Annotated in this window: 26 protein-coding genes; 16 read left to right on the plus strand and 10 right to left on the minus strand. The window is 63.5% G+C overall.

Annotation, left to right across the window (positions count from 1 at the left end):
- Positions 1 to 9: 9 nt before the first annotated feature.
- The 3 genes from CN673_RS08560 to CN673_RS08570 all read right to left on the minus strand — a co-directional run bounded on the left by CN673_RS08560 (position 10) and on the right by CN673_RS08570 (position 2893).
- Complete coding sequence (locus CN673_RS08560; protein WP_099865836.1) at positions 10 to 1290, minus strand: TRAP transporter large permease; 1281 nt, start codon at positions 1288 to 1290, stop codon at positions 10 to 12.
- 21 nt (positions 1291 to 1311) lie between these two features.
- Positions 1312 to 1842: a TRAP transporter small permease gene (locus CN673_RS08565; RefSeq protein ID WP_099865837.1), complete on the minus strand. Its 531-nt coding sequence runs from the start codon at positions 1840 to 1842 to the stop codon at positions 1312 to 1314.
- Positions 1843 to 1909: 67 nt separating this feature from the next.
- A complete protein-coding gene (locus CN673_RS08570) occupies positions 1910 to 2893 on the minus strand; it encodes a TRAP transporter substrate-binding protein (protein ID WP_099865838.1) in 984 nt (327 codons plus the stop codon).
- A 173-nt stretch (positions 2894 to 3066) separates the two neighbouring features.
- On the opposite strand from CN673_RS08570, the gene CN673_RS08575 reads away from it, so the two are divergent.
- The 4 genes from CN673_RS08575 (at position 3067) to CN673_RS08590 (ending at position 6779) form a co-directional block, all read left to right on the plus strand.
- Positions 3067 to 3822: a FadR/GntR family transcriptional regulator gene (locus tag CN673_RS08575; protein WP_099865839.1), complete on the plus strand. Its 756-nt coding sequence runs from the start codon at positions 3067 to 3069 to the stop codon at positions 3820 to 3822.
- A 61-nt stretch (positions 3823 to 3883) separates the two neighbouring features.
- On the plus strand, positions 3884 to 4789 hold the full coding sequence (kdgD, locus tag CN673_RS08580) for a 5-dehydro-4-deoxyglucarate dehydratase (protein ID WP_099865840.1): 906 nt from the start codon (positions 3884 to 3886) through the stop codon (positions 4787 to 4789).
- On the plus strand, positions 4786 to 5931 hold the full coding sequence (locus tag CN673_RS08585; RefSeq protein ID WP_099865841.1) for a mandelate racemase/muconate lactonizing enzyme family protein: 1146 nt from the start codon (positions 4786 to 4788) through the stop codon (positions 5929 to 5931). Before kdgD ends, CN673_RS08585 begins: the two co-directional genes overlap by 4 nt.
- Positions 5928 to 6779 (plus strand): amidohydrolase family protein, encoded by an 852-nt coding sequence (locus tag CN673_RS08590; protein WP_099865842.1) that lies wholly within the window; start codon positions 5928 to 5930, stop codon positions 6777 to 6779. The genes CN673_RS08585 and CN673_RS08590 overlap by 4 nt, the downstream gene beginning before the upstream one ends.
- Positions 6780 to 6791: 12 nt before the next feature.
- Here the strand turns inward: CN673_RS08590 and def are convergent, their stop codons facing one another.
- Entirely contained in the window at positions 6792 to 7304 is a 513-nt protein-coding gene (gene def / locus CN673_RS08595; RefSeq protein ID WP_099865843.1) for a peptide deformylase, read from the minus strand.
- Positions 7305 to 7406: 102 nt separating this feature from the next.
- On the opposite strand from def, the gene CN673_RS08600 reads away from it, so the two are divergent.
- Positions 7407 to 8639, plus strand: a complete 1233-nt coding sequence (locus tag CN673_RS08600) for a DNA recombination protein RmuC (protein WP_099866115.1) — start codon at positions 7407 to 7409, stop codon at positions 8637 to 8639.
- A 75-nt stretch (positions 8640 to 8714) separates the two neighbouring features.
- On the plus strand, positions 8715 to 9635 hold the full coding sequence (locus CN673_RS08605) for a ribokinase (protein WP_099865844.1): 921 nt from the start codon (positions 8715 to 8717) through the stop codon (positions 9633 to 9635).
- A 35-nt stretch (positions 9636 to 9670) separates the two neighbouring features.
- On the opposite strand, the gene CN673_RS08610 is transcribed toward CN673_RS08605, so the two are convergent.
- From CN673_RS08610 to hrcA, 3 genes are read right to left on the minus strand one after another with little or no spacing between them, the layout of a single operon-like run.
- Positions 9671 to 11128: a RimK family ATP-grasp domain-containing protein gene (locus tag CN673_RS08610; RefSeq protein ID WP_099865845.1), complete on the minus strand. Its 1458-nt coding sequence runs from the start codon at positions 11126 to 11128 to the stop codon at positions 9671 to 9673.
- Between the two features lie 2 nt (positions 11129 to 11130).
- Positions 11131 to 12225, minus strand: a complete 1095-nt coding sequence (locus tag CN673_RS08615; protein WP_099865846.1) for a GNAT family N-acetyltransferase/peptidase C39 family protein — start codon at positions 12223 to 12225, stop codon at positions 11131 to 11133.
- A gap of 9 nt (positions 12226 to 12234) precedes the next feature.
- A complete protein-coding gene (gene hrcA, locus CN673_RS08620; RefSeq protein ID WP_370853017.1) occupies positions 12235 to 13317 on the minus strand; it encodes a heat-inducible transcriptional repressor HrcA in 1083 nt (360 codons plus the stop codon).
- 184 nt (positions 13318 to 13501) lie between these two features.
- Here hrcA and rph point away from each other — a divergent pair, with 184 nt between their 5' ends.
- From rph to CN673_RS08670, 10 genes are all read left to right on the plus strand, one after another.
- Positions 13502 to 14221, plus strand: a complete 720-nt coding sequence (gene rph, locus CN673_RS08625; RefSeq protein WP_099865848.1) for a ribonuclease PH — start codon at positions 13502 to 13504, stop codon at positions 14219 to 14221.
- Positions 14218 to 14643 carry a VOC family protein gene (locus tag CN673_RS08630; protein WP_370853018.1) on the plus strand — a complete coding sequence of 142 codons (426 nt, stop codon included), beginning with the start codon at positions 14218 to 14220 and terminating at the stop codon, positions 14641 to 14643. Before rph ends, CN673_RS08630 begins: the two co-directional genes overlap by 4 nt.
- Positions 14640 to 15293: an RdgB/HAM1 family non-canonical purine NTP pyrophosphatase gene (gene rdgB, locus CN673_RS08635; RefSeq protein ID WP_099865849.1), complete on the plus strand. Its 654-nt coding sequence runs from the start codon at positions 14640 to 14642 to the stop codon at positions 15291 to 15293. The genes CN673_RS08630 and rdgB overlap by 4 nt, the downstream gene beginning before the upstream one ends.
- Before the next feature lie 13 nt (positions 15294 to 15306).
- Positions 15307 to 16503: a radical SAM family heme chaperone HemW gene (gene hemW, locus CN673_RS08640; RefSeq protein WP_099865850.1), complete on the plus strand. Its 1197-nt coding sequence runs from the start codon at positions 15307 to 15309 to the stop codon at positions 16501 to 16503.
- 149 nt (positions 16504 to 16652) lie between these two features.
- Complete coding sequence (locus CN673_RS08645; protein ID WP_099866117.1) at positions 16653 to 16859, plus strand: hypothetical protein; 207 nt, start codon at positions 16653 to 16655, stop codon at positions 16857 to 16859.
- An 89-nt stretch (positions 16860 to 16948) separates the two neighbouring features.
- On the plus strand, positions 16949 to 17887 hold the full coding sequence (gene rsmI, locus CN673_RS08650; RefSeq protein WP_099865851.1) for a 16S rRNA (cytidine(1402)-2'-O)-methyltransferase: 939 nt from the start codon (positions 16949 to 16951) through the stop codon (positions 17885 to 17887).
- 2 nt (positions 17888 to 17889) lie between these two features.
- Positions 17890 to 18276, plus strand: a complete 387-nt coding sequence (locus CN673_RS08655; RefSeq protein WP_099865852.1) for a YraN family protein — start codon at positions 17890 to 17892, stop codon at positions 18274 to 18276.
- 87 nt (positions 18277 to 18363) lie between these two features.
- Positions 18364 to 19308, plus strand: coding sequence for a glutathione synthase (gshB, locus tag CN673_RS08660; RefSeq protein ID WP_099865853.1), 945 nt, complete (start codon positions 18364 to 18366; stop codon positions 19306 to 19308).
- A gap of 179 nt (positions 19309 to 19487) precedes the next feature.
- Positions 19488 to 21020, plus strand: a complete 1533-nt coding sequence (locus CN673_RS08665) for a YifB family Mg chelatase-like AAA ATPase (RefSeq protein WP_099865854.1) — start codon at positions 19488 to 19490, stop codon at positions 21018 to 21020.
- 174 nt (positions 21021 to 21194) lie between these two features.
- A complete protein-coding gene (locus CN673_RS08670) occupies positions 21195 to 23372 on the plus strand; it encodes a PAS domain-containing protein (protein ID WP_099865855.1) in 2178 nt (725 codons plus the stop codon).
- A gap of 55 nt (positions 23373 to 23427) precedes the next feature.
- On the opposite strand, the gene CN673_RS08675 is transcribed toward CN673_RS08670, so the two are convergent.
- The 3 genes from CN673_RS08675 to dut are packed head-to-tail and all read right to left on the minus strand — an operon-like array spanning position 23428 to position 25327.
- On the minus strand, positions 23428 to 23970 hold the full coding sequence (locus CN673_RS08675; protein ID WP_099865856.1) for a response regulator: 543 nt from the start codon (positions 23968 to 23970) through the stop codon (positions 23428 to 23430).
- Positions 23971 to 23996: 26 nt separating this feature from the next.
- Complete coding sequence (locus tag CN673_RS08680) at positions 23997 to 24842, minus strand: isocitrate lyase/PEP mutase family protein (protein ID WP_099865857.1); 846 nt, start codon at positions 24840 to 24842, stop codon at positions 23997 to 23999.
- Positions 24839 to 25327: a dUTP diphosphatase gene (gene dut / locus CN673_RS08685; RefSeq protein WP_099865858.1), complete on the minus strand. Its 489-nt coding sequence runs from the start codon at positions 25325 to 25327 to the stop codon at positions 24839 to 24841. The genes CN673_RS08680 and dut overlap by 4 nt, the downstream gene beginning before the upstream one ends.
- Positions 25328 to 25381: the final 54 nt, after the last annotated feature.

A 25381-nucleotide genomic window follows, 5' to 3' on the forward strand; every position in this document is an offset into this window, starting at 1 on the left:
GTGGCGTCCTTACTGCAGCAGGTCGGGTAGGGTCAAAGAGACGGCGGGGACGTAGGTCGTCAGCATCAATGCGATGAGGATCGCCAGATAGAAAGGCCAGACGGTTTTCAGGACATGCTCGATCTTCACCTTGGCGATCGCGCAACCGACGAACAGGCAGCCTCCGACGGGCGGCGTCGTCAATCCGAGCCCGAGATTCATCATCATCACCATGCCGAATTGCACCGGATCCATCCCGAATGACGAAACGACAGGCAGGAAGATCGGTGTGCAGATGAGAATGAGCGCCGCCATGTCCATGAACATGCCAAGCACGAGCAGCGCCAGGTTGATGAGCAGCAGGATGACGATGGGATTTTCCGAGACGCCCGTCAACATGTCCATGATCGAAGCAGGCACTCGATAAAGCGACAGGAAATAGGCGAATGCCGTCGCCGTGCCCACCAGGGTCATCACCATCGCGGTGGTGCGGATTGCCTGCGTGATGCACTCCCAGAAGGCCGAGAGCGACAAGGAGCGGTAGACGACAATGGTGACGAAAAGCGCGTAGATAGCGCCGATCGCTGCCGATTCGGTAACCGTGAAGATGCCCGACAATACCCCGCCGATGATGACGACGGCGGTGAGGAAGCCCGGCAGTGCGGCTGTCGCGGCAACGACCAACGCCCGCATCCCGGGGAACGGCGAAGCCGGATATCCCCGTTTGACGGCAACGAGATAGGCCGCCACCGCAAGGAAGAAGCACATGATCACGCCCGGCACCACCCCGGCCAGGAAAAGCGAGGTGATCGAAATGCCGCCCCCCGCTGCCAGCGCATAGAGGATCATGTTGTGGCTGGGCGGGATCATGACGCCTGCGATCGACGACGTGACCGTGACATTGACCGAGTAATCGTCGTCGTAGCCGCGCTCGCGCATCATCGGGATCATGACGGAACCGAGTGCCGACGTATCGGCCACCGCCGAGCCGGAAATGCCGCCGAACAGCATCGAGGAAAAGACGTTGACGACGCCGAGGCCGCCGCGCACCCGGCCCACCAGCGCTTCGGCGAAGTGGACCAGCCGGATCGCGATGCCGCCGCGCATCATCAATTCGCCCGCGAAGATAAAGAACGGGATCGCAAGGAGCGAATAGACATTCATCCCAGCGACCATGCGCTGGAACACGATCATGGGCGGCACGCCCTCGTAGAATGCGGCCAAGAGCGCGGCGATCCCCAGGCCGAAGGCGATAGGCAGGCCGATCACGACGGCAACCGCAAAACTGACGAGAAGGATGGCAAGGCCCATGCAAATGCTCCTGTGGCCGGATCAATCCTGACGCGGCGCGTCGACGGCTTCGTCCAGCAAAGCCTCACCCGGCGTCCTGACCCTGGCGGACGAACCGATCAGCCCGACCAAGCGCTCGATCATGAAGATGAAGATCAGCACGCCGCAGATGACCAGCGGCAGGTACTGGAAGGATTGGGGTATTCCCAGAAGCGGGATCGAGCGATTCCACGTGGAGGTGACGAGGCTCCACGAGAAATACGCCATCGCGGCGCCGAAGGCCGCCAGTATCACCGCATTGACGATCTGCAGGCTCCGTTGAATACGCTTCGGAAGCATTTCGACGATCAGCGAAATGCCGAGATGAAAATCCTCCCGCAATCCGATGGCCGCAATCGGCAATGAAACGACGAGGATCAGGATCAAGGACAGGCGCTCGGCCCATGTGGGCGTATCGTTCAAGACATAACGCCCGAAGACCTGCCAGCCTGTCGTCGCGATGATCACGATCAGCGCCAGACCGCCCAAAGCCACGACCGCCGCGGCGAGATGGTTCAATGGCTTCCAGTGCATGAAGGCTCCCTATGGCAGATGGGCCGGCCAGCCCAGAAGCGCGCCGGCCCGGATTCAGCAAAGGATGTTATTCGGTGTTCTGAATGCGCTCGAGCAGATCGGCAACGACGGGATCGGCGGCGAACTCTTCATAGACCGGCTGCATCGCCTCGATGAACGGTGTCTTGTCCTCGACCTCGATGACCGTCGTGCCCGCTTCACGTACGATCTTTTCCGATTCCTCGTCGCGTTTGGCCCATTCCTCACGCTGGAAGGCCTGCGATTCCAGAGCGGCTTCGCGCACGATTTCCTGATCCTCGGCGCTCAGCCCGTCCCAAACCGGCTTCGAGACGGCGAAAATCTCCGGAACGATCGAGTGCTCGTCGAGGATGTAATAGGGCGCCACGCTGTAATGGTTGGTGTATTCATAGGACGGCCAATTGTTCTCGGCGCCTTCGACCACACCCGACTGGATCGCGGAATACAGCTCTCCAAAGGGGATCGGCGTTGCGTTGGCGCCGAGCGCCTCGACGAGGGCGACGAACATGTCGGAGGACTGTACGCGGATCTTCAGACCCTCGAAATCATCGATCGTCTCCAACGGAACGCTGGCATAGAATGAGCGCGCGCCGCTGTCGTACCAGGCCAGCGCCACCATGCCCGCCTCTTCCATCGCGGCGCCGATCTCCTGGCCGATCTCGCCGTCCATGACGGTATGCATGTGATCGAGCGACCGGAACGCATAGGGCAGCGTCGTGGCCTGGGAGGCTGGGACTATGTTGTTGAGCGGAACCATGTTGAACACGGCGAAGTCGATGCCGCCGAACTGCATCTGCTCGATGGCGAAGTCCTGCTCGCCGAGTTCGGCATTGTGGAAGACGTCGGCCGTGATGCGCCCCTCGGTCCGCTCCTCCACCAGCTCGGCAAAGCGCTCCATCGCGGTGGACACCGGATAGTCGGGCGCATGCTGGTTCCAGCCGCGCAATTCCTGCGCGCCCGCGGACGCCATGAAGGTCAGGGTGGTTCCGGCCAGCAGAGCGGCGATCGACAGCTTGTTCGTGAAATGGGACATCGGTGGCTCCTCCCGAGGGTCGATGGTGTTGGGCAAGGCCGCAACAAACCTCCGGCGGCCAATGTGATCCTTTTCTAGATGTCATAGTATGACTTGTCAACGAGACATCTTACCGGCTTGCCTTTACCCGCGCCGTCGCCCAGAATGCCGGAACGACAAGGAAGAGGATTTTCATGGCGGCCCCGCAACAGGACAAGCCCCGGATCAGCCTGACGGCGACACTGGTGCGCCGGCTGCGCGATGATATCGAAAGCGGCCGATACGCCGCCGGGGAAAAGCTGCCGACCGAGCCCGAGATGATCCGCCAGCACGGCGTCAGCCGCACGGTGGTGCGCGAGGCGATCGCTGCGCTGCGCGCCGACGGCCTGGTGGAATCGCGCCACGGGGTCGGCGTCTTCGTGCTTCAGGCGCAACCGGCGCCATCCGGACTCGACCTCCTCACACAGGTCAGCGACAAGATTTCCGACATCATCGAGGAACTGGAACTGCGGGCTGGCGTCGAGATCGAGGCGGCGGGCCTTGCAGCGCAGCGGTCCTCGCCCGCGCAGGAGGCCGAAATTCAGGCCTGCGTCGATGCATTTGCCGCAGACATGGAGGCCGGGCGCGCCACGGACGAAGCCGATTTCGCCTTCCACATGGCAGTCGCCCGCGCGACCAACAATGCCCGCTTCGAGGCCTTTCTCGCCCACCTTGGGCGCCGCACCATTCCACGGGTGAAGTTTCGCAGCGCGCTCGGCGGCGTCGACCCCCTCCCCAATCGGGACCATGAACTCAACGCCGAGCACGCGCGCGTCGCCGACGCCATATTCGCGCGCGATGCAGAGGCTGCACGCGACGCAATGCGCCAGCATCTTGTCGGCGGAATGGAGCGCTACAGGGCCATCACACGCTCCCCGCGCGCAGCCCGCGCAAAGCCAGGCGACAGTTGACGTCATTTCATAGTCATACTATGACTTGATCATCATACGAATATATGTGGATTGATCTCAGATGACGCCTAATGCCATCAAGCAGCGGATTTCGTCCGGCTTGCTATCCTTTCCCGTCACACATTTCAAAAACGACCTGACGCTCGATCTGGACAGCTACGGCAGACACATCGAATGGCTGTCCGGGTTCGGCGCCGGCGCCCTGTTTGCCGCAGGCGGTACGGGCGAATTCTTTTCGCTTTCGCGCGAAGAAATATCCCGGCTCACCCGTGCGGCGAAGGAAGCTTCCGGCACGGTTCCCATCATTACCGGGTGCGGATACGGCACAGAAATGGCGAAGGAAATTGCCGCCGATGCCGAAGCGGCGGGCGCGGATGGGCTTTTGCTTCTGCCGCACTATCTCATCGGCGCTCCGCAGGAAGGGCTTTATCGCCACATCAAGGCGGTCTGCCAGTCCACGGGTCTTGGCGTGGTGGTCTACAATCGCGCCAATTCCATCGTGAAAGCCGATACGATGGCGCGATTGGCGGAGGATTGCGACAACCTGATCGGCTTCAAGGACGGAACCGGGCAGATCGATGTCGTGCGGGAAATTTCGGCAAGGCTCAAGGATCGCCTCTGCTACATCGGCGGCATGCCGACACACGAACTCTACGCCGAGGCCTATCACGGAGCGGGTGTCACCACCTACTCGTCGGCCGTGTTCAACTTCGTGCCCGACCTCGCCGTGGCCTTCTACAACGCGTTCCGCGCCAACGATACAAAGCGCATGGAAGACATCCTCACCGGGTTCTTCTATCCTTTCGCGCGGATCCGCGACCGACAGACCGGATATGCGGTCTCTGCGATCAAGGCAGGGGCGCGGCTGGCCGGCTATGACCCCGGACCGGTGCGCCCACCCCTCACGGACCTCACCGAGGAGGAACAGGCGATGCTCGAAGACCTGATCGGGCGCAACGTGCAATGAAGATCGTTTCCGTCGCGACCCACGTTCTGAGGCACCAACTTGAGCAGGCGTTCGACAGCGCCTTCTCCACCTTTCACGATCGCTGGGCTTGTCTCGTGGAAATCGGGACGGACGCCGGCGTTGTCGGCTGGGGCGAGTGCCTTGGACCGGCCGGTCCCAACGCCGCGCTGGTCGAGGCGATGGCCGGGCGTCTGATCGGTCGCGATCCGCTCGATATCGAGCCGATCTGGGCCGACATCTACAACCAGTTCCGCGATCAGGGTCAGCGCGGCGCCACCATGACCGCGCAGTCGGGCATCGACATCGCTTTGTGGGACATTGCCGGCAAGCATTTCGGCGCCCCGATCCACCGGTTACTGGGCGGCGCCCACCGGACCTCGATCCCGGCCTATGCAACCGGCGGCTTCCGCCCGGTCGGCAGGGACCGCGTCGCGACGGTGGTCGAGGAGGTCAAGGGCTATATGGCGGCCGGCTTCTCGGCGACGAAAATCAAGATCGGCTTTAGCGTCGCGGACGACCTGGCGCTGATCGCCGCCGTGCGCGAAGCGATCGGCCCCGGTGCACGGCTGATGATCGACGCCAATCACGGCTACGATGCCATCGAGGCGATCGCGCTCGGCAACAAGGCCGCTCACTTCGATATCGACTGGTTCGAGGAGCCGGTGGTTCCCGAAACGCTCGATGCCTATTGCGACGTTCGGGCGCGCCAACCCCTGCCGGTGGCCGGCGGCGAAACCTGGCACGGCCGTCTCGCCTTTACTCAGGCGATCGAAAAGCGCGCCGTCGATATCCTTCAGCCAGACGTTTGCGGCTGCGGCGGCATCACGGAAATGAAGAAGATCTTCGCTCTGGCCGAGACGGCCGGCGTTCGAGTCGTCCCGCATGTCTGGGGCACCGGCGTCGCGCTCGCCGCTTCGCTTCACATGCTTGCCGTCCTGCCACCGGCGCCGCTGCGGCACGGCGCCAGGTCGCCCTGGCTGGAATTCGACCAGACCCACAATCCGTATCGCCAGGCGATCCTGTCGACCCCGATCGTCCAGAAGGGCGGCCGCGTTGCGGTGCCGCTGAAGCCGGGGCTTGGAATCGACATCGTGCCGGAGATCGTCGCGCAGTACCGCGTCGGCGGATCGACCAGCGAATGAAGCGCCCCTTCACAGGCAAGAAGCCTCGGTGCCCGCTGCCGCCCGGCACGGTGGACACGCAGATGCATCTTTACCCACCGGGCTTTGACGCCGTACCGGGCGGCCCTGCCCTGCCGCCGAACCCACCATCGGTGCCAGCGTACCGATCGGTGATGCAATGGCTCGGAATCGAGCGTGTCGTCGTCACCCAGGCCAACGCGCACCAGGCAGACAATGCCGCGCTCATCCACTGCCTCGGCGAACTCGGCGATATCGCACGCGGCGTGGCGGTCATCGAGCCCGGCGCAACACGCGAACACATTGCGCATCTCGACGCGGTGGGCGTGCGCGGGGCGCGCATCATGGACCTGCCGGGCGGCGCTGTCGGGCTCAGTTGCCTGCGGGACGTCGAACCGCTGATCCGCGATTTCGACTGGGTCATTGCCGTCCAGTTCGACGGCATGCACATTGCGGATCACGTCGCGACACTGGAAACGATCGAGGGCGACTACATCATCGATCACCACGGCAAGTTCTTCGGCAACGTTGGTCCCGACGATCCGCGCATCGACACGCTCAAGCGTTTGATGGATCGCGGCAATTGCTATTTCAAGCTGGCGGGGTGCTATGAATCCTCGCAGAGCGGCCCGCCCGACTATGCCGATGTCGCGGCCGTGGCGCGGGCAATCCTCGCGCACGCACCGGACAGGGTCGTCTGGGGCACGAACTGGCCGCACGTCCTGATGCGCGAGGAGGCGGACTATCCGGACGACGCCGCGCTGTGCGATCTCGTCACGGGCTGGATTCCCGAAGCGGTGAGACGAAAGGTGCTGGTGGAGACACCCGCCAGGCTTTTCGACTTTACCTGACGTTCACCGGGCTCAGGCGCGCTGGCGCGCCAGCTTGGTGAACTTCTTGACGACCATATCGCGCTTCAGCTTCGATATATGATCGATGAAAAGCACGCCGTTCAGGTGATCGATCTCGTGCTGAAGGCACGTGGCGAGCAGGCCTTCGGCCTCCACGGTCTGTTCCTTGCCGTCGCGATCGAGATGACGGACCGTGACGCGGGCCGGCCGCTCGACCTCCGCGTAATAGTCCGGAATTGACAGGCAACCCTCTTCATAGATCGAGCGCTCATCCGAGGTTGCGACCACTTCCGGGTTGATGAAGACCTGTGGTCGGCGTCCCTCCTCTTCCCCCGCGACATCGATCACGAGCAGCCGACGCGGAATGCCGACCTGAACGGCGGCAAGCCCGATGCCGGGCGCATCATACATCGTCTCCAGCATGTCGTCGGCCAACCGGCGCAGGTCGTCGTCGACGCGCTCGACTGTTGCGGATGGCTGGCGGAGGACGGGATCGGGCAGAAGGATGAGAGGCTTGATCGTCATGGCCCGCAATTAAGCATGGAAAACCATGCCGTCAATCTGCACGCGGCCAGTTGTTCTTGTTTTGATCTGGCCTTCCGGCGAGAATCGGGTATCGTCGCGCGCATGAATCCTGTTGCCACGACTTCCGATACCATCGCCATCGGCGCTATCACCATCCCGATCGAAGACGCGCTCGTCTTCGCCGGCGCAGCCATGCTGGCGATCCTTCTGATCATGCTGATCGTGCTATGGCGGAGCGCGCGTCAGCGTGCCGACGCCCAGGAGGAGGCCGCGGCCGCTGCGCGCGATGCCGAATTCCGCATGGCGGAAATCTTGAAGACGCAGTCCGAGATGCAGGGCCGAATGGCCACCATCGCCGACGTTTTCGGCTCGCGCCAGGCCGAGCTCAACCAGTCGATCCAATCCCGCCTCGACGGAATGACGCAGCGGCTCGGCAGCACGATGAGCGAGCAGACGAAATCGACGCACGAGAATCTTGCCAAACTGCAGGAGCGCCTAGCCGTCATCGACACGGCCCAGAACAACATTCAGGCGCTGGCGAAGGACGTCGTCGGTTTGCAGGCGATCCTGTCCAACAAGCAGACGCGCGGCGCATTCGGCCAGTCGCGCATGGAAACCATCGTCGCCGACGGCCTGCCGATGGGCAGCTATGCCTTCCAGTCGACCCTGTCGAACGGATCGCGGCCGGACTGCACCGTGGACATGCCGAACGGACAGCCCTCGCTGGTGATCGACGCGAAATTTCCGCTCGAAGCGTGGAATGCCATCCGGTCCGCGGACTCGGCCGACGCCACCAAGACGGCGTCGCAGCAATTCCGCCGGGACATGGAGGTGCATATCCGCGACATTGCTGAGAAGTATCTCATTCAGGGCGAGACGCAGGACACCGCATTCCTCTTCGTTCCATCCGAATCGATTTTCGCCGAGATCCACGAGAATTTCGAGGGTGTCATCCAGCGGGCGCACAAGGCGCGCGTGGTCATCGTGTCGCCATCGCTGCTGATGCTGTCCATCCAGGTGATCCAGGCGATCCTGAAGGATGCCCGCATGCGCGAGCAGGCGCATCTCATCCAGGGCGAAGTCATCCGCCTGATGGAAGATCTCGGCCGGCTCGACGACCGGGTGCGCAAATTGCAGTCGCATTTCTCGCAGACGCAGAAGGACGTCGACCTGATCCTCACCTCGACCGACAAGCTGACCAAACGCGGTGCCAAGATCGAAGCGCTCGAGTTCGAGGCCCCCGAAAAGCGGTCCGCACGGAGCGAGGGCGCGGATTTGCGCAACGTCGAACAGCGCACCGGTTCACTTAAACTGCGGATCGTCGACGAGGATTGAGGTGCCGCACTTGCCTCGGCGCGCGAAAGCGGCACACTGCGGCGCCTTTCGACCCGACAGCAGGACAAGCCGACCATGATCACGGTTTTCGGTTCCATCAACATGGATCTGATCGCAACGACGCCCAGACTTCCCAAGCCTGGCGAGACGCTTGCCGGACGCAGCTTCACAACCGCCGCAGGCGGCAAGGGAGCCAATCAGGCACTGGCGGCGCGACGCGCCGGGGCGCAAGTCGCGCTGTGCGGGGCGGTGGGCGACGACGCCTTTGCCGACGGAGCCCTTGGCCTTTTGAGCGAGGCGGGCACCGACCTTTCTCGCGTGCGACGCGTCGAAGGCGCGACAGGCACCGCTTCCATTCTCGTTGGTGACGAGGATGGCGAAAACGTCATCGTGGTCGTCGCCGCCGCCAATGACATGGTCTCCCCCGATGACGCGCGAAACGCTATCGCGGCCATGTCGCGCGGCGACATACTTCTCCTGCAGTTGGAAGTCCCTGCACCATCGGTCGAGGCTGCCTTGACGGCCGCGCGCGAAGCCGGCGTCACCACCATCCTCAACACCGCGCCGCTGACAAGCGACGCAGCGCGCCTGGCAGCGCTCGCCGATATCGTCATCGCCAATGAAACCGAATTCGCGCTTCTGATCGAACGCGAGGCGCTTGGTGCGGACGAGCGCGAGGCGGAAATGATGACCCGCCAGCGCGAGACCGGCCGCAGCTTCATCGTGACGCTTGGCGCCGACGGCGTTGTAGCCGCCCATGAGGGCGCCTTGCACAAGGTGCAGGGTTTGAAGATCAAGCCCGTCGACACGGTCGGGGCAGGCGACACATTCTGCGGCTATCTCGCCGCCGGCCTCGACACGGGCCTTGCCCTGCCAGAGGCGCTGCGCCTCGCCGCGGCGGCCGGCAGCCTCGCCTGCCTCAAGCCGGGCGCCCAGCCATCCATACCGCTTGCTGACGCGGTGACTGAAGCCTTGAGCGCGCCATTCGCATCCTGACATCTGCCATCCACCGCGAGGCCCGCAGTCTTTGACTAGCTGTCCAACCGTTCGATGAACCAGTTGGTCAGCCGCATCCAGACCTCGTCCTTCTCCGCGTGATCCTCGACGCCGTGTTCCATGTTCGGGTTGTCGTTCACCTCGATGACGAAGACGCCGTCGTCGGTTTCCTTGAGATCGACGCCATAGAGGCCGTCGCCGATGCACCTGGCCGCGCGCAGGCCGGTGTCCACGACGAGGGGCGGCGCGGCGGCGAGGGAGAAGGACTTGAACCCGCCTTCCAGCGGCTTGCCGCCCGCGGTGTCGTGCTTGATGATCTGCCAGTGCTTCTTCGCCATCAGGTATTGCACGGCAAAGAGCGGTTTTCCGCCAAGCACGCCGATGCGCCAGTCGTAGCTGGTCGGCATGAATTTCTGCGCCAGAAGCAGGTCGGAATCCTCAAGCCATGTGGTGGCGAGCTGCCGGAGCTCCTCCATGCTGGCGACTTTCGATACGCCGCGGGAGAACGATGAATCCGGGATCTTGAGGACCATCGGGAATCCGAGAAGATCAGCCGCGCGCGGCAAATCCTCCAACCCTGCGATCATCACGGTCTTCGGTACGGCGATACCGTTGGATGCCATCAACTCGTCAAGAAAGACCTTGTTGGTGCAGCGGATCATGGACACCGGGTCATCGATGACTGGCATCCCTTCCTGCTGGGCGCGCCGCGCGAAGCGGTAGGTGTGGTTGGAGATGGAGGTCGTTTCGCGAATGAAGAGCGCGTCGTAATTGGCAAGCCGGGAAAGGTCCTTCTTGCCGATGGGTTCGACTTCGACGCCCATGCGCGCGGCTATGCGGGACCAGTGCTTCAGCGTGGAAATCGAGGACGGCGGCAGGGCCTCGGACGGGTCGACCAGTGTCGCGAAGGAATAGCGCGCCGGGGTCTTGACCTTCGCGTCCCGCCATTGGCGACCGGTATATCTGGCAAGGCAATCGAAGAAGAAGGCGCGTTCGTCGCCCGCAAGCTTGGCTGTCGAGCCGAGCGCGATCCGGGTGATCGTCAGCCAGCTTCCATTGTCCTTGATCGCGACATCGAGATAGGGCGCGCGAAACCAGTCGAAGACGAGCCGGCCGAAACGTTCCAGCCGGTTGTCGGCGGTGAAACCGAAGAAGATGCGGATGACGGAAGGCTTCAAGCCATCCTTGAGGCAGGCTCTGTTCAACGCGTCTTCAAGCTCCGGGATCGCGTTTTCGTAGAGCTTTCGCGCCGACAGATCGATGATCGTCTCGACCGACGGGATCACCCTTTGCCCCCGCGCCCCGGCGAGCAGCGATGCGTAGTACCCCCGGCTTTGATAGCTGTAGGACCTGGCAAGGTTGATGATGTTTGGACGGGCGCCGCGGAAGAGCTCGGGCCGCGCCAGATAGTCGCGCGTTGCCAGGACCTTGTGCGAAGTGGCGGCGTGGTCGACGTCGTTCATCCGGCTGGAAAGGATGACCCAGTTGAACATTGCTATCTCTTGCCCTTGATTATGACCGCGGCGCGCAGATGCGCCTTGCCGAATCGCGTGATGCGGTCGAAGATTTCGTAAGGAACGGGCAGGTTTGCGGCGTCTGACGCCGTTTCCTCGATCTTGTCCTCGACCCATGGATCGTGAAGGATGATGTGGCGCCCGTCGTCGCCATGCGCCAGCACCCAATGCGGCACCTTCTTGCCGAACATGAAGTATCCCGAAACCAGAACGATCGCCGAGTGACCGCGCGCGATCGCAGCGCGGATGGTGTTCAACGAAGCTGCATGGCTCATGACGGGAATGTCAGCCTCGACCACGCGTTGGCGGAAGTCGCGCTGCGCCAGTTCCATCACCTGGCGCTTTTCCGGGTCACGCACCGTATCGAGAAAGAGAACGCGCGTGTCCGTGACGTAGATCTCGGGATCGAGTCCATATTGATGCGCTGCCACCGCAAGACCGAACGGTTCGCAACCGCCCATGCCGGACATCATGAAGATGGTCGTCGCCTCGCGCCAGAACCGGATTTCCCACACCGGGTCGAGATAGTCCGCCGAGACATAGCGACCCATCGCCATGTTGAGACAAGCGGCGCCACAGGTAAAATCCGTCGTCTGTTCGTAGAACGGCGTCTCGTAGACGGCATGCTCTTCCTCACGCAGGAGCTTTTCGAAGCGAAGCGCGGGCGTATGGTCGGCATAATAATCCTCGTAACGCCCGATCTTGCGATAGCCCGCGCGCCGGTAGAGCGCGATCGCCGCTGCATTGTCCTCGCGCACCTCCAGCCGAAGCAGATAGCGGTCGTGTCCAAGCGCTTCGGTCTCGGCAGCCTCCAGAAGTGCACGTCCGACGCCCCGCCCGGTGGCCCTGGGCGAAACGGCGATCGAATAAAGCCGCGCCAAACCCGTTCCCTTGCGAAAGAGGATCATCGCATAACCGAGGATGCCGCCTTCATCTTCGCAAACGAGCGTCGCAGCGGTCGGCCGGGAGACAAGCAGACGGAAGGATCGCCGCGATATGCGGTCGGCGGAAAACGCCGCGTTTTCAAGGTCTACCAGAGCATCGATGTCGGTCGGGGTGGCAGCGCGGATGCGCATTGGCGGTGCTTATCGCAAGAGCTTGGAGACGAGCTGCGCCGTATAGTCGACCATCGGCACGATCCGCGCATAATTCAGCCGCGTTGGACCGATGACGCCCACGGCGCCGATGACGCGCGAATCGCTGTCTCGATAGGGGGCGACCACAAGCGACGAGCCGGAGAGGGAGAACAGCTTGTTTTCCGATCCGATGAAAATCCGCACGCCCGAGCCTTCTTCGGCGAGCGTCATCAGTTCAATGAGGCTGTCCTTCGTTTCCAGATCGTCGAAAAGGAGCCGCAGGCGCTCGATGTCTTCGCTTCCCGACACGCTGTCGAGCAGATTGGCGCGCCCCCTGACGATCAGCCGTGCCGGGTGGCCGTCGCCAGCACCGGACCAGACGGCGAGCCCGCGCTCGACGAGATCACGCGACAGCACGTCAAGTTCACGCGAGACCTCACCCTTCAGTTTCTCAAGCTCGGCGCGCACCTCGCCGATCGTCCGTCCCGACAGATGGGCGTTGAGGAAATTCGAGGCTTCCGTCAGCTGCGAAGCGGTCGTGCCGGCGGGAAGCTCGACGATCCGGTTCTCGACCTGATCATGTTCGCCGACCAGCACCGCGAGCGCCTTGGTAGGCTCCAGCCTGATGAATTCGATATGGCGCAGCACCGCGTCGCTCTTGGCGGTGATCACGAGGCCGGCGCCGCGCGACAGGCCGGACAGCATCTGGCTCGCATCCGTCAGAAGGGTTTCCACCGACTGATCGCGATGCTGGGCGCGCACTTCGGTCTCGATCCGGGCGCGCTCGTCTTCGGAAAGGTCGCCGGTCTGCATGAAGGCGTCGACGAAGAAGCGCAGGCCCCGCTGGGTCGGCAACCGCCCGGCGGAAATATGCGGCGCGTAGATGAGGCCCAGATGCTCCAGATCGCTCATCACATTGCGCACTGACGCTGGCGACAGCGCCATGGGCAGGATGCGCGAGAGATTGCGCGAGCCGAGCGGCTCGCCCGACTCGAGATAGGATTCGACGATGCGCCGGAAAATCTCTCGCGAGCGATCGTCGAGGTCACCCGCAATGTTTCTAAGGTCGGATACGGAGGTAAAGCTATTCACCATCAAACCGCTGAAAATCGCTCCGCCATGGGCGGCGCCTCCTTCAATTCAACAGATATAGCGTTTCCGTGCGAGTCGAAAAAGGGCACTTCAAGCAAGAGTGTACCGCGCATCGCCGGCTTTTTCTTTGCAAGGCGGCGGCGGCGGCGATAGAAGGCGGCAACCAAACGACAGGGAGATCCCAATGCGACCATCCGGACGCAAGCCAGACCAGATGCGCGCCGTTTCCTTCGAGCGGAACTTTTCCAAGCATGCCGAAGGATCGTGCCTGGTCCGGTTCGGCGATACACACGTGCTGTGCACCGCTTCTCTGGAAGAGCGCGTTCCGCCATGGCTGCGAAACGGTGGCCGCGGCTGGGTGACGGCCGAATACGGCATGCTGCCACGCGCCACGGGCGATCGCATGCGCCGCGAAGCCGCTGCCGGCAAGCAGGGCGGCCGCACCGTCGAAATCCAGCGGCTGATCGGCCGTTCGCTTCGTGCCATCGTCAACCTCGAGGCATTGGGCGAGCGTCAGATCTCGATCGATTGCGACGTTCTCCAGGCCGATGGCGGCACACGCACCGCTTCGATCACCGGTGCCTGGGTGGCGCTGCATGACTGCCTGAAGTGGATGGAAGCGCGGCAGATGGTCAAGACCGACCGCGTCCTCAAGGATCACGTTGCGGCCGTCTCCTGTGGCATCTTCGCCAGTCAACCGGTCATCGATCTCGACTATCTGGAAGATTCCGCAGCCGACACGGACGCAAACTTCGTCTTGACCGGCACTGGCGGCATCGTCGAAATCCAGGGAACGGCCGAAAAGGACCCGTTCAGCGAGGAACAGTTCGGCACGTTGATGTCACTGGCCAAAAATGGGGTCGGCGAGCTCGTCGCGATGCAGAAGGCGGCGATCGCCCAATGAGCAAGGCGCCTTTGGCTCCGGCGGGCATCCTGGAATCGGCGCTTTACGCCGAGGATCTCGCCGCGGCCGAGGCGTTCTATGCCGGGATCATGGGACTGGAGAAGATCGTCGCGGTCGAAAGCCGCCATGTCTTCTTCCGCTGCGGCGACGGCGTCCTGCTGATCTTCGATCCGCGCGCAACGGTCGAAGCGCCGTCCAATCCCGACATGCCCGTTCCACCGCACGGCGCACATGGTCCGGGCCATCTGTGCTTTCGCGCCGACGCCGCGGCGATCGCGCAATGGGCCGACCATCTGCGGGCAAACGACGTGGTGATCGAAGCCGATTTTCATTGGCCGAATGGCGCGCGTTCCATCTATTTCCGCGACCCCGCCGGAAACAGCATCGAATTCGCCGAACCCTCAATCTGGGGCCTATCATGAGAAAACTCGACAGCGATCGCCTTGTGGTCGCCAGCCACAACGCCGGAAAGATAAGAGAGATTCGCGATCTCATCGAACCGTTCGGGTTCAAGGTGGTCACAGCCGGCGAGCTTGGCCTGGAAGAGCCGGAAGAGACCGGGACGACCTTCGAAGAAAACGCCGCGATCAAGGCGCTGACTGCGGCCAGGGCCGCGTCGCTTCCTGCGCTGTCCGACGACAGCGGCATCATGGTCGACGCGCTGGACGGCCAGCCGGGCGTCTACACCGCCGATTGGGCGGAGACAGGCAGCGGGCGCGACTTCAACATGGCGATGCAGAAGGTCGAGGATTTGCTGATAGAGAAGGGTGCGCGCGAGCCCGAAGCCAGGACCGCCAGGTTCGTTTCGACGCTGTGCCTTGCCTGGCCGGACGGCCATGTCGAGTATTTCCGCGGCGAAGTCGAGGGCACGCTGGTCTGGCCGCCGCGCGGAGAAAAAGGGTTCGGCTACGACCCCGTCTTCCTGCCCGAAGGCCGGCAGCAGACGTTCGGCGAGATGAGCGCCGAGGAGAAGCACGGGTGGAAGCCGGGAGACGGCGAGGCCCTTTCGCATCGCGCACGCGCTTTCAAGCGCTTTGCCGAAACCGGACTTGCGGCCAGGACCGGAGCGTGAGACCGATTGCGACATGAATGAGATGACGCGATTCGGTGGCGTGTTCGAGCCTTTCGCCGACACGGGAGATCCCGGTTTCGGGGTCTATCTGCATTGGCCCTTCTGCGCGGCCAAATGCCCCTATTGCGACTTCAACAGCCACGTACGCCACAAGCCCGTCGACCAGCAGCGCTTCATCGAGGCGTTTCGGCAGGAGATAGCGTATACGAGCGGAATGACCGGGCCACGCACCGTGACGTCGATTTTCATTGGTGGCGGCACGCCCTCCCTGATGGAGCCGTCCACTGTCGGCGCGATCCTCGACAGTGTGGCGCGTAACTGGACGGTGCCCGATGGGATCGAGATCACGCTCGAGGCCAATCCGTCATCCGTCGAGGCCACACGTTTTCGCGGCTATCGCGATGCAGGCGTCAATCGGGTTTCCATGGGCGTGCAGGCGCTCAACGACGCCGACCTCAAGGTGCTCGGCAGGCTGCACGATGTGGCGGATGCCTTGAAGGCAATTCGCCTGGCGCGTGAGACGTTTCCCCGCCTGTCCTTTGATTTGATCTATGCCCGACCCGGCCAGACAGTCGCGGCGTGGGAAGCGGAGCTGAAACAGGCCATCTCCTTTGCGGTCGACCACCTCTCGCTTTATCAACTCACCATCGAGGAAGGCACGCCGTTTTACGCGCTGCACAAGGCCGGCAAACTCGTGGTGCCTGACGGCGACGTCTCGGCGGAGCTCTATGAGGCGACCCAGGCGATCACCGCCGATGCCGGCCTGCCCGCCTATGAAGTCTCCAACCACGCACGGCCCGGCGCCGAGAGCCGGCACAATCTCACCTATTGGCGCTACGGCGACTATGCAGGCATCGGTGCCGGTGCGCATGGACGCCTGACGCTCAACGGTTCGAAGGTCGCGACGGCCACCGAACGGCTGCCGGAGCGATGGCTGGAGATGGTCGAGGCGCGCGGCGCCGGCCATGTCGATATCGAGGAGCTGGAGCTTGAAGAACAGGCCGATGAGCTGCTCTTGATGGGACTGCGGCTGACGGAAGGCCTCGACCTGTCGCGCTGGGAGGCGCTGTCTGGCCACGCGATCGACACGGAGCGGGAAGCCTTCCTCATCGAGCAGGGCTTTCTTGAACGGCTCGGCAACAGCAGGATCCGGTGCACACCAGCCGGGATGCTGATCCTCGACGCCGTGGTCGCCGATCTCGCTCTTTAGAGTTTCACTGCCAATGGGTCGCGTATCTCAGCGATCCTTGTCCGGCGCGCACGACTTTCGGTCGATTGACGATCACCGCCACGGGCCTTAATTTGCCAGTGTTGCGGTTGGTTGGCATCAGCCGCTCGCTGCGCCCCGGAGAGCCGGCCATGGGTCTTTTCGACCTCGTCATGACAGTATGCCTCATCGCCCAACCGGGCGATTGCCGCCTCGAACGCATAGGCTTCGACCAGGGCGATACGGCACACAGCTGCATGTTTCTGGCACCGATGGAGATCGCGCGCTGGGCCGATACGCACCCCGGCCTGCAGGTAAAGCGCTGGAAGTGCGCCCCTCATGGTGAGCGTGACATTTAGGGTCGGGACCGTATCTCTCTCCCGGCACGACGCGATGGAAGTCAAATCGAGGCTTGCAACCTTGGCGGCTTTCGTCGCAACTGCCCGCAATGGCTGAATCGATCTCGAATGACGACACTGACCGTCCGGCGGAAGGATCGGGCCAGGACCAGCGCGCTCACTTTCGCATAGGACGAAACGCGATCCCCGCACGGCCGCTGGAGCCGGCGCTCTATCTCGTTTCGACCCCGATCGGCAATCTTGGCGACATCACGTTGCGCGCGCTTGAAGTGCTGGCAGCTTCCGACATCCTGGCTTGCGAGGACACACGCGTTTCCCGTGTGCTTCTCCAGCGTTATGGGATCGAGCGCCGCCCCGTCGCCTATCACGAGCACAATGCCGAGGCATCGGGTGCGGCATTGCTGGAGGCGCTTGCCGCCGGCCGGAGCGTCGCGCTGATCAGCGATGCGGGCACGCCGCTGGTTTCCGATCCGGGATTCCGCCTCGTCGGCAGCGCCATCGAGGCCGGGCACGCCGTCATCCCCATCCCCGGCGCGTCGGCCCCGCTCGCCGCGTTGGCCGCCTCCGGCCTGCCGACCGACGCATTCTTCTTCGCCGGATTTCTTCCCGCCAAGCAAAAAGCGCGGCGCGAGCGGATCGAGGCAGTCGGGACGATTCCCGGCACGATCATTTTTTTCGAGTCGCCGCATCGTCTCGCAGCGACACTCGCCGATTGCGCCGCTGTCCTCGGCGGCGGGCGCGGCGCTGTCGTCTGCCGTGAACTGACAAAGGCATTCGAGGACGTTCGGCGTGGCAGCCTCGACGCGCTTGCGGCGTTCTATGCCGACGCGGCGAGCGTCAAGGGTGAAATCGTTCTTCTCATTGCCCCTTACGAGCCGCCGTCGGCAAGCGCCGACGAGGCCGAAGCTTTGCTCAAGGATCTGTCCGCAACGATGGCGCCTGGGCAGGCGGCGACCGAAGCTGCCCGGATCACTGGTCTTCCCCGCAAGACGCTCTACAACCGGCTCCTTGCGATGAAGAAGGACTGACGGTGGCCCGGACGCGCGAGGAGGAAAGCGCACGGCGACGGCAGGCGGAGCGGCGCGGCCACAGGGGCGAGACGCTCGCGGCAATCGCGCTTCGACTCAGAGGCTATCGCATCCTTGCGCGCCGGTTCCGCACGCGGGCCGGCGAGATCGACCTTATCGCCCGCAAGGGCGACGTCATCGCTTTTGTCGAGGTCAAGGCGCGCGCGGGGACACTCCTTGCCATCGATGCGGTGCCGGCCGCAACGCAGCGCCGGATTCGCGCCGCCGGCGACATATGGCTCGCCCAGCAATATGACCGCGGGCGCGATTATTCGGGCTATACGTGGCGCTACGATATCGTCGTGATCCGGCCAAGGCGCTGGCCGACGCATTTCACCGATGCATTCTGAAGCCAGCGCCTTGTGCGAATGAACGGTTGCGGCGATCGGCCGGTCGGCCTTATCTGAGCACCGATTGCCAACAATGAAGGTCAGGTCATGGCGAAGTCGCTGAAAGTCGCGGTCCAGATGGACCATGTTTCCTCCATCCATATCGAAGGCGACTCGACCTTTGCCATGTGCCTGGAAGCGCAGCGGCGCGGCCACACGCTTTTTCACTACACACCCGACCGGCTGACGCTGCGAGACGGCAGCGTGTTCGCCCGCATCGAGCCGATGACGGTGAAGGACGAAAAAGGCGCGCACTACCAGCTGGGCGACGCCGAGCGCACGGACCTTTCGACGCTCGACGTGATCCTCCTGCGTCAGGATCCCCCTTTCGACATGTCCTATATAACGTCCACGCATCTGCTGGAGCGCATTCATCCCCAGACGCTGGTCGTCAACGATCCGGCGTGGGTCCGCAACTCGCCTGAGAAGATCTTCGTCACGGAGTTCCCCGACCTGATGCCGGAGACGCTGATCACGCGGGACTGGGCCGAAATCCGGGCGTTCCGCCAGGAAATGGGCGACATCATCCTGAAGCCGCTCTACGGCAATGGCGGTGCCGGCGTCTTTCATCTCGGCGAAAGCGACCGCAATCTCTCGTCGCTGCTGGAGATGTTCACGCAGATGTTCCGCGAACCGATCATCGCCCAGCGCTACCTGCCGAAGGTGCGCGAAGGTGACAAGCGCATCCTGCTCGTCGACGGTGAGCCTGTCGGCGCCATCAATCGGGTGCCTGCGGAAAACGATGCCCGATCCAACATGCATGTCGGGGGCAAGGCGGTCAGAACCGAGATGACGGATCGCGAGCGCGAGATCTGTGCGCGGATCGGTCCGGCCTTGCGGGAACGGGGTTTCCTGATCGTCGGCATCGATGTCATCGGCGACGTGATGACCGAAATCAACGTGACGTCTCCGACCGGTCTGCGCGAGGTCGAGAAATTCGGCGGTGCCAACATCGCCGCCCTGATGTGGGACGCGATCGAGAAGCGGCGCTGAGCGACTGCGCAGTCGGGAACTGCCGGCAACTGCCGATTGCGGAAACAACGCTTCGTTTCCACAATGTTCTTGTTTCATTCTCGTCATTGTGTCAAGTTGCATGGGCGGCGTGGTGAAACAGGCGGTTGTCCGGACGTTGAGGAGCGTGAGGATGGCGGCCCGGGCAAGGGGCTTGGCGCATGGTAGCACGCGTCGCGACGATTGCATTTCAGGGCATCGAGGCTGTACCGGTCGACGTTCAGGTGATGATCGGTCCGGGCAAGGTCAACACGCACATCGTCGGACTTCCCGACAAGGCGGTGGCCGAAAGCCGCGAGCGTGTGCAGGCCGCCCTGCACGCATCCGGACTGACGCTGCCGCCCAAGAAGATCACGGTCAACCTTGCGCCCGCCGACCTGCCGAAGGAAGGCAGCCACTATGATTTGCCGATCGCACTGGCTCTGATGGCGGCGCTCGGCGCGATTCCGGGCGACGTTCTGGAGGGTTATGTCGTCGTTGGAGAACTGGCGCTCGACGGGACGATTGCGCCGGTCGCCGGGGCGCTGCCGGCTGCGATCGGCGCCAATGCGCTCGGCAAGGGTCTCATCTGCCCGGCCCCGAGCGGGCCGGAAGCTGCCTGGGCCGGCGCGGAACTCGACATCCTGGCGCCCCGCAGCCTGATCGCGATGGCCAATCATTTCCGCGGCACGCAGGTGCTTTCGCGCCCCGAGCCGGCGCTGCACGCGCCGCCGGCCGATCTGCCGGATCTTGCTGACATCAAGGGGCAGGAAAGCGCCAAACGTGCGCTCGAGGTTGCCGCTGCGGGTGGGCACAATCTGCTCATGGTCGGCCCGCCAGGATCGGGCAAGTCGATGCTGGCACAGCGCCTTGCGGCCATCTTGCCGCCGCTGCCGCCGGCCGAGTTGCTCGAGGTGTCCATGGTCCACTCCATCGCCGGCAAACTGGCGGGCGGCAAGCTTTCCGACCGTCGGCCCTTTCGCGCACCGCATCATTCCGCCTCGATGGCGGCGATGGTCGGCGGCGGGCTGAAAGCTCGTCCCGGAGAAATGTCGCTCGCCCACCACGGCGTGCTTTTCCTCGACGAACTCCCGGAATTCACGCCGCAGGTCCTCGACAGCCTTCGTCAGCCCTTGGAAACCGGTGAGTGCGTCATTGCGCGCGCCAATCATCGCATCACCTACCCGGCCAAAATTCAGTTGATCGCTGCGATGAACCCCTGTCGCTGCGGCATGGCGGGCGAGCCGGGCCATCGCTGCGCGCGCGGGCCACGCTGCCAGAGCGAGTATCAGGCGCGCATCTCCGGCCCACTGCTCGACCGAATCGACCTGCGCATCGACGTTCCAGCGGTCTCGGCCGCCGATCTCATCAAGCCCGCACCGGCCGAGCGGAGCGTCGAGGTTGCTGTCCGGGTCGCGCGTGCACGCGCGCTCCAGAGGGAGCGCTTCACCGAAGAAGGTATAAAGCAGGCCACGACCAACGCCCAGTGCTCCACCTCCCTAATCGAACGGATCGCCCATCCGGACGCGTCCGGCCAGGCCCTTCTTTCCGACGCTGCCGACAAGCTGCAGTTTTCAGCACGCGCCTACCATCGCGTCCTGAAGGTTGCACGCACCCTCGCCGACCTCGATGGCTGCGACACGGTGGGACGTATTCATCTGGCGGAAGCGATTTCCTACCGGATGCCGGGCGAGCGGTTAAGCGCGGCGGCCTGACGCCGGCCCACGACCAGTCAGGACCAGCGAATTCCCCCGGCGCACTTTATGCCGCGCCGATTTTGCCCGTTCACAAACCGGCACCTCTGCAGCTAGAATCACGACGAACACAACTCTGCCGGACGACACGTCGATCCCGATGAAGCCGGCCTTCGGTGATGAGACTACGCCTGCATGACATCAACTGCCGAAAAGCCCACCACGTCCCACCATGCGGCCCCCCAAGCCCAGGATGCCGCCAGGCTGCGTGCCATGCTCGATTTTTCGAGCGACGCGATCGCCATGCTGACAGCCAGGCGCGACGCATCCGGAAACATTGTCGATTTCACCTGCACGGAGCTCAATCCGGCAGCCTGCCGTGTCTTGAAGACCGAACGCAGGCGCGTCCTCGGCGCTTCCCTCCTGACGATCCTGCCGGGGCACGACGGCGTCGACGGCCTCTTCGGCAAGTATCGCGCCGTGGTGGAAAGCGGGGAAGGTCACGACGTGGAGTTTCCCTATGACCGCGACGGTCTCGATGGATGGTGGCGCAATATCGCCGTCAAGCATGGTGACGGGGTTCTCGTGCGGTTCACCAACATCACCGAGCAGCGCCGCGAGCAGATCCATGCGCAGCGGCTTGCCGTCATCGTCGAGCAATCCGCCGACTTCATCGGCATAAGCCACCCCGACGGCCGTGTCGATTTCGTCAACGATGCCGGGCTTCGCATGGTCGGCCTGCCCGATATGGCAAGCGCCGGCAGAACAGCGATGGCAGACTATTTCCAGCCGGAGTCGCGGCGCCGGATGAGCGAGACGGCCGTACCGGTGATGGAGCGAGAAGGCTTCTGGGAAGGCGAAGTCGAACTGCGCGACTTTCGCTCGGGCAAGGCGCTGCCGGTCCACTACAGTCTGTTTCCCGTTCTCGATGCAGGGCAACGGACCGTCGCCTATGCGACAGTGGCGCGCGACATTTCGGGGTCCCGAGAAATGACGGACGCGCTGCGCGTCAGCGAAAGCAAGTTCCGTGCGATCGCCGACACGATGCCGCAAATGGTCTGGTCGACGACACCCGACGGTCTGCATGACTACTACAACGCGCGATGGTACGAATTCACCGGCGTGCCGGAGGGCTCGACCGACGGCGAGGGCTGGAACGGCATGTTCCATCCCGACGACCAGCCACGCGCATGGGAGAAGTGGCGTCGATCACTGGAGACCGGCGAGCTATATGAGATCGAGTATCGGCTGCGCCATCACAGCGGGCAATACCGCTGGACGCTCGGGCGGGCCTTGCCGATCCGCGACGAAGCAGGCGTGATCCTGCGTTGGTTTGGCACCTGCACGGACATTCACGACACCCGCATGCATACGGATCGGCTGCACAATGCGCAGTTGCGTCTGCAACTGGCACTGGCAGCGGCGGCCATCGGCGTTTGGGAATACGATCCAGCGCTCGACCTTGTCGAATGGGATGAACGGATTCGCGCTGCAACAGGTCGCACGAATGAGGACGGCCCCTTTTCGTTCAGCCGCGATTTTCTCCCACTCGTCAACCCGGACGACCGCGAACGGGTGCGGGCCGCGATCGAAGAGGCGGCCGCATCCGGCAAGGAACTGGCCCTTGAATACCGAATCCGCCCAGCCGGTTCACCTGCCGATGTCTGGGTCTCTTCGGCAGGCCGGCGCGTGCTCGGCGAGGATGGATCCGTGCGCGTCATCGGAACCGCGATGGACATTTCGGAAGATGTGCGCGCCCTTGAGGAGCAGGAGGTCGTGGCGCAGGAACTCAGCCACCGCATCAAGAACATCTTCTCCGTCATATCGGGGATGATCGGGCTTTCGGCGCGAACCTACCCGGAGACGCGCCCGCTTGCAGACAAATTGCGTGAGCGCATTGCCGCACTCGGCCGGGCCCACGACTTCGTCCGCCCCAACAAGAACCGGGCAATCGGCGCACCGGCGGCGACGCTGCAAGGGCTGGCAGCGCAGATTTTCGAACCCTATGGCGATGACCAAGGCTCGCCCATTGTCCTCCTTGGCGACGATCTGCCGATCGACGACCGCGCCGCCACGCCTCTTGCTCTCCTGTTTCATGAATTGGCGACCAACGCGGCGAAATATGGCGCGCTTTCGACAAGGGAGGGACGGGTCACGATCACCATCGCGACCGGGCCAGAATCCGTCTCGGTCGACTGGAAAGAGACCGGCGGCCCGCCGATCACCAGTCCCCCGGAGCGACGCGGCTTCGGATCACGCCTGACCTCGCTCAGCGTAGAGGCACAATTGGGCGGGACGATCAAGACACTGTGGTGCCAGGACGGCCTCCACAGTCGGATCGAGATACCGGCGTCGTCGTTCAGCCGGACCTAGACCGTTCGCTCACGCACTGCTGGGCAGGCGTCGGTTTGGCGCGAATACCCAGAGGTCAGGCAAAAAGGCGCAGGTCGGCGGGCGGTTCGATAGCACCGCGCGGCGCGCGTTTTGCTGCGGCAAAGTCGAGCGCGGCCACGATCACCCGATGCGAGCATGGTTTGGTCAGCACCCCAATGGTGCCGTCGACGCCTTCGCCGAGCAGCGAGGGGTTTGCCGTCATGTAGACGACCGTGACGCCCATTTCGCTTGCCAGACGACGGCCGACGGCGATCCCCGTCAATCCATCGCGAAGGTTGAGATCGATAAAGGCGATGTCCGCATTCTCGGCGAGCTGCAATGCGCTATGGCTATCCGGGGCTATCCCGATAACGGTGTAGCCTGCATCCTCGACCGCGTTCTCCACATCCAGCGCGACGAAGATTTCGTCTTCGACAATCAAGACATTCATAAGAACCCAGCTATTCCGTTTCAGACCCGCCAAGGGACACAGTGTGTCGCTGCGGCATTGAGAAATCGTCAATCGACGCTCTGCCGCATGAGAACATGCGAACCGCTCCCTTGCGCGCGTAACGCGTGGACCCGCCTCGAGTTCCATTCGGCGTGCGTAAATCGGGCCGTCCGCTATTCATCGGCGGGCGCCGGATTGGAGATGTAACCTTCGATCAGGGAGGAAGGCGCCGCTTTCTCGACGAAGGCGAAGCTACCATCCTGCCGCATCGCCCGCGCGGCATCGATCAGCGTCCCATAGACCAGCTTGGACAATTGCGAGCCGAGGCTGATGCGCGCCACCCCCGCCTCGGCCAGTTGATCGCGCGTGAATGGCGGATCGGCGGGAATTCCGGCCAGCACGTTGACGGGTTTCGACAAGGCGGAACAGACCGTGCGGATTGCCGCAAGGCTTGGCAGCCCGGGCGCATAGAGCACATCGGCGCCGGCCAGCTCGAAGGCGCGCAGCCGAGCGATCGTGTCGTCGAGGTCTTGGCGGCCCCACAGGAAATTCTCCGCCCGTGCCGTCAGAACAAACGTGCGGCCCAGCCGGTCGCGGGCTTCGCATGCGGCTGCGATGCGTTCGACGGCAAGGCCGGAGTCATAGATCGGGGCGCGCGGATCGCCGCTATGGTCCTCGATGGAACAGCCTGCCATCCCGGTCTCTGCGGCTTCGGCGATGCCCACGGCCACGGTATCGGGATCGTGGCCCTTGCCGTTTTCCAGGTCGGCGTTGACCGGAAGCGACGTTGCCGAGACCATCGTGCGCGCGTGGTCCAGCCTTTCGCTCCAGGACACGGTGCCGTCGCGCCTGCCGAGGGTGAAGGCATGGGCGGCGCTGCTGGTCGCGATGGCCTCAAAACCGAGACCGGCGAAAAGGCGGGCGGTACCGACGTCCCACGGGTTGGGCATGATCACGGGATCGCCCTTGCGGTGAAGGCTCAGGAAGCGATCGCCCGGAGATGGATTGAACGCACTCATGTGCCCGTCGAGCCGAAACCGCCCGCTCCGCGTCTTGTCTCGTCAGTCGTCGCGCGTTCCTCGACGACCGCTCGCAAAACGGGCGCGATCACGAGCTGCGCGATGCGCATGCCGCGGCTGATGGTGAACGGCGCCTCACCCAGATTGACCAGCAGGATCCTAACCTCGCCGCGGTAGTCCCAATCGATGGTGCCGGGGGTATTGAGACAGGTGATGCCATGCTTGAACGCGAGGCCGGACCGCGGCCGGATCTGGCCCTCATAGCCGGCCGGAATATGCATGACGAACCCCGAAGGGACCAATACGCGCGTCCCCGGCTCCAGGATCAACGGTGCCTCGCCGGCAACGGCGGCGCGCAAGTCCATTCCCGCGGCGCCATCGCTCTCATAGGCAGGAAGGGCAAGCCCCTCGCCATGCGGCAAGCGCACGAACCCGACGGTCGGGGCGGTGGCTTCGGCAGGCGGACGAATCTCAGATGCACTCATGGCACCATAGTGTGCCGCACGAACTTCAGGTCAATTGCAAGGGCCGGGCGAAAA

This window comes from Neopararhizobium haloflavum, from assembly GCF_002750855.1.
GTDB lineage: Bacteria > Pseudomonadota > Alphaproteobacteria > Rhizobiales > Rhizobiaceae > Georhizobium > Georhizobium haloflavum.